Annotated in this window: 4 protein-coding genes; all 4 read left to right on the top strand. The window is 60.7% G+C overall.

All coding sequences use genetic code 11. From position 1 onward, the window contains the following. Window positions 1-6: 6 nt before the first annotated feature. The 4 genes from NW841_RS12305 (at window position 7) to NW841_RS12290 (ending at window position 3,718) form a co-directional block, all read left to right on the top strand. Window positions 7-801: a hypothetical protein gene (locus NW841_RS12305; protein WP_414386633.1), complete on the top strand. Its 795-nt coding sequence runs from the start codon at window positions 7-9 to the stop codon at window positions 799-801. A 108-nt stretch (window positions 802-909) separates the two neighbouring features. Continuing rightward, window positions 910-1,215 carry a hypothetical protein gene (locus tag NW841_RS12300; protein ID WP_414334959.1) on the top strand — a complete coding sequence of 102 codons (306 nt, stop codon included), beginning with the start codon at window positions 910-912 and terminating at the stop codon, window positions 1,213-1,215. A 24-nt stretch (window positions 1,216-1,239) separates the two neighbouring features. After that, window positions 1,240-2,394, top strand: a complete 1,155-nt coding sequence (locus NW841_RS12295; RefSeq protein WP_414334960.1) for a tetratricopeptide repeat protein — start codon at window positions 1,240-1,242, stop codon at window positions 2,392-2,394. 424 nt (window positions 2,395-2,818) lie between these two features. Then, a complete protein-coding gene (locus NW841_RS12290; RefSeq protein ID WP_414386630.1) occupies window positions 2,819-3,718 on the top strand; it encodes an RNA polymerase sigma factor SigF in 900 nt (299 codons plus the stop codon). The last annotated feature ends 72 nt before the right edge of the window (window positions 3,719-3,790 follow it).

The raw sequence follows: 3,790 nt of genomic DNA, 5'->3' as shown, positions 1-3,790 counted from the left end.
GGTTGGGTGAAGATGGCAGCTTCTGTCTGGCGAAAGGGGCAGTGGTGGAGAGAGGCTCTGTCTGCGGCCATGGGATCCCTGCTGTTGGCGACGATGGCGGCTGCGGAGGGGATCCCTTCTCCGCCGCTGGCCGTGCCGTGGGAGTGGGTGTATGCCCTGCAGGAGCAGGCGCGGCAACGGCAGTGTACGCTGATTGGCCTGCTGCGCAGCCGGCCTCTGCCGGCACCGGATCCGCAGTGGCAGGTGTACACGCGGCTGGATTTGGTGGCCACCCCTCAGGCCAGTCGTTTGACCAGTGTGTTGTTTGCCAAGAACACTCGTACCCAAGCCTTGCAAGTGATCTATCAAGCTTCAGCGTCTGTGTACGACCCCGCCGAGCCCTTGGATTTTGCCATGATCCTGCCTCTGGCCTGGCAGGACAACACTCTGCTGGCGCGGGAGTACGAAGGCTGGTTCCAAACCGATTTGAGCTGGGATCGGGCGGTGATCTGGCCCTTGCCCACCGACTCGACCGGGATCCCGCCGGTACAGGTTTGGGAGCCACCGCCGGCCCTGGGATATGCCGAGCTGCTGGGCTGGGATCCCCAGGCGCGAGGGCGGGTGCTGTTTGCCGTGGCCGATAGCCTGGAAGAGGTGCCGCGGCTGGTGAGCGTTGGTTCCTCTTCCGATTGGTTGGTGCGGGGAACGGCCACGCTGACCGTCCCCGATTCCTCGGGTTTGGAAGAGGGCTGGATTGGGGCTGTTCCCGCAGGGTCAGCGGCCATTTGTCATGCCGGGAACTTTGGGCTAAACATCAGGTAGCCCTTCTCGATAGCCCTGAGCTTGGCGTTAGCGGATCCAAGACCGCGGGCGACGCAGCAGGGCCAAGGGATCCAAGGGCAACGTCGATAACCAAGGAGTGGGGCGAGCATGTCAAGACCGCAGGTACGGCGGGGATGGCCTCTGGAGGCCTTTGTGGGCGATGTTATCGTCTGTACACTGGAGGGATCCCATCTGGATCAAGTGACGGAGATCCGCGTCAGCCCGGCGGGCAAAGGGATCCGGGTTAGCTTCGGGGATCCCTTGGGGCGCTCCCAAGGGCCGGTGCAGGCCACTGCCGAGGCACTGACCGTAACTTTTGAGATCGATCCCAGCACCTACCCTGGCGAAAAACGCATCGAGCTGATCTCGCCGGCAGGGCCCAGCGATCCCCTGCCGTTTTTGGTGATGATGTAGAGTCGCGCGGCGAGGAAGTGGGTCATGCCGTTTGCGATTGCTCCGAGCGATGTGGGTGTGCTGCTGCTGGGGGTGGGCCTGTTGCTCTTGGCCGGCGGCTGGGCCTGGTGGCTGCGACGACAGCAGCAGGCTGCTCCCCCAGACTCGACAACTGTTTGGCCGGCAACGGCGGTTGACCTCTCTGCCCTTACGGTGGAACAGGGGGCCCAACTGCAGCCCTTCGAACAGGCGGTGGCAGATCGGCCCCAGGATCCCATTGCCTGGTACAACCGCGCCACCACCCTCGACCACCTGGGGCAGGCCCAAGCTGCCCTGGCCAGCTACGATCGTGCCCTGGAGCTGAAGCCAGATTTTCCCGAAGCCTGGAACAACCGCGGCTCCCTACTGGACGATCTCGGCCGTCACCAGGAAGCGCTGGCCAGCTACGAGCGGGCTTTGCACCTAAAGCCGGATTTTTTTGAGGCCCGCTTTAACCAGGCCAACACGCTGCGGCAACTGGGCCGCTACCAAGAGGCCCTGCGCGCCTACGAGCAGATTCTCACCTTCCGCCCCGATAGCTCGGAAACGTGGTATCTGCACGGGCTAACCTTGGCCTCGCTGGGGCAGTGGCAGGGATCCCTAGCTAGCTACGACAAAGCCCTGGCCATTAACCCCAGCAATCCCCAGGTTTGGCAAAGTCGCGGGCTGGCCCTAGTGCACCTGGAGCGCTACGCCGAGGCCCTGGCCAGCTATGAACGGGCCCTGCAACTGGGATCCGCATCGGCTTCCCTCTGGGCCGGCCACGCCCTTGCCCACCACCGCCTGGGCAACTGGATGGAAGCTCTCAACAGCTACGACCGCGCCCTGGCCCAGGATCCCCAGCGCCCTCAGATCTGGGTGCAGCGCGGCCTGGTGCTGATGGACTTGAACCTCTACGGGCTGGCCATCCAGAGTTTTGACCGGGCCCTGCAGATGGATCCCGAAGATGCCGAGGCCCACTACGCCAAAGCCTGCTGCTGCGCCTGGGAAGGTCAGGTGCCCCAGGCTCTGCAAGCCTTGGAGCAAGCCCTGCGCCTGCAGCCGGAGCGCTACCGCCCCTTGCTCTCCTCTGAGCCCTATTTCGACCTCATTCGCAGTGAGCCGAGCTTTACGGCCTTCCTGACAGCCCTCTCCGGCCTTGGAACCGACACGGAGGGATAGCTTGGTAGCTCCGTATTTCGTGCGGGGCGGAAAAGCCCGTAAGCAACTTTAGTTGCTCATCGTCTGCGTCCTGAGTTCCAGAGGATGGGCCGGCAACAGCAATCTGGTGGCTCCGCCCAATGCAGAGGAAACCCGCTGATTTTCCGTAGAGATGCTGTTGCTTACAGCGAAAAACCTGAGCAAACTGAGAACACTCTAGCTCCTGGCAAATCTCGGGGGCAGGATGTGTTCTTCTTAACATCTGGTAGCATTTTCATGGAAACAACTTGATCTTGATACTGTCTGCCTGCAAGCTTCTTCGCGGTTGGTTCCAGGGGAAGTCTGGTTTCGCCTGGCATCCGCCACCTTTGAGTTGTTTGGGTACTGATCGGGTCTTAAATGACTGCAGCTCAAAAAGTAAAGAAAAGAAAAAAAGTAGTTGTCTATGCTAACAGCTCCTCAGCGGTCTTCTCTCGACGCCTCCGAGCCGCCAACGCCATCGACAGCCGCGGCTCCCCTATCTTTGACTAAAGCGAGTATTGGCGATTCTGGATCCCGAGCTGTGGGTGCGTCTATGGCATCCAAACATGAAGATGTTAAAGCTCAAACTGCTGCACTGTTGCGACTGTACCACCAGACTCGGGATCCGGCCCTGCGCAACCGGCTGGTGGAAATGAACCTGGGCTTGGTGCGTAAAGAAGCCCACCACTGGCGCAGCCAATGCAATGAGGCCTACGACGACCTGGTGCAAGTGGGATGCATAGGGCTCATCCAAGCCATCGAGCGCTTCGATATTAACCGCGGCCTGGCCTTCAGCTCCTTCGCCATGCCCTACATTCGCGGAGAAATTCAACACTACCTGCGAGACAAAAGCCCAACAATGCGGATCCCACGCCGCTGGGTGACTCTGCAGCGGCAAGCCAAGAAGGTGATTGCGCGCCTGCGGCAAGAGTTGGGCCGTCCCCCCTCTGAGGCGGAGGTGAGGGAAGCCTTGCAACTAACGGAGCAGGAATGGCGAGAGATGGAGCTGGCTCGACAAAACAGCCTCTTGCTCAGCCTCGATGCCCCGATTCAAACTGAGGAAGACAGTGTTGCGTTGGGAGATGTCGTTCCCGATCAGCGCTACCGCAGCTTTCAACTGGCTGAAGAAGACCGCATCCGTCTGCAACATGCCTTAGCCAAGCTGGAAGAACGCACCCGCCAGATTTTGGAATTTGTCTTCTTCTACGACCTCACCCAGAAAGAAACGGCAGAGCGGCTGGGGATCAGCGCCGTTACGGTTTCCCGCCAGGTCAAAAAGGGCCTGGAGCGCTTGGCCCAGTTACTCAAGCAGGACATTTTATGAACTACCCCACCGCGCAGGCGGGTGGGGTTTCCCCATCCGCTTGACAGCAGAGCTTTTGTCTCTTCTTCTGCC

Source organism: Synechococcus sp. H60.3, assembly GCF_047462295.1.
In the GTDB taxonomy this organism is placed as follows: Bacteria; Cyanobacteriota; Cyanobacteriia; order Thermostichales; family Thermostichaceae; genus Thermostichus.
Note: the sequence above shows the minus strand (reverse complement) of the source record. Positions and strands in the feature narration are given on the sequence as shown.

Coding starts and splice junctions, on each gene's coding strand:
- NW841_RS12300 (WP_414334959.1), top strand. CDS start 910: ATGTCAAGACCGCAGGTACGGCGGGGATGGCCTCTGGAGGCCTTTGTG.
- NW841_RS12295 (WP_414334960.1), top strand. CDS start 1,240: ATGCCGTTTGCGATTGCTCCGAGCGATGTGGGTGTGCTGCTGCTGGGG.
- NW841_RS12290 (WP_414386630.1), top strand. CDS start 2,819: ATGCTAACAGCTCCTCAGCGGTCTTCTCTCGACGCCTCCGAGCCGCCA.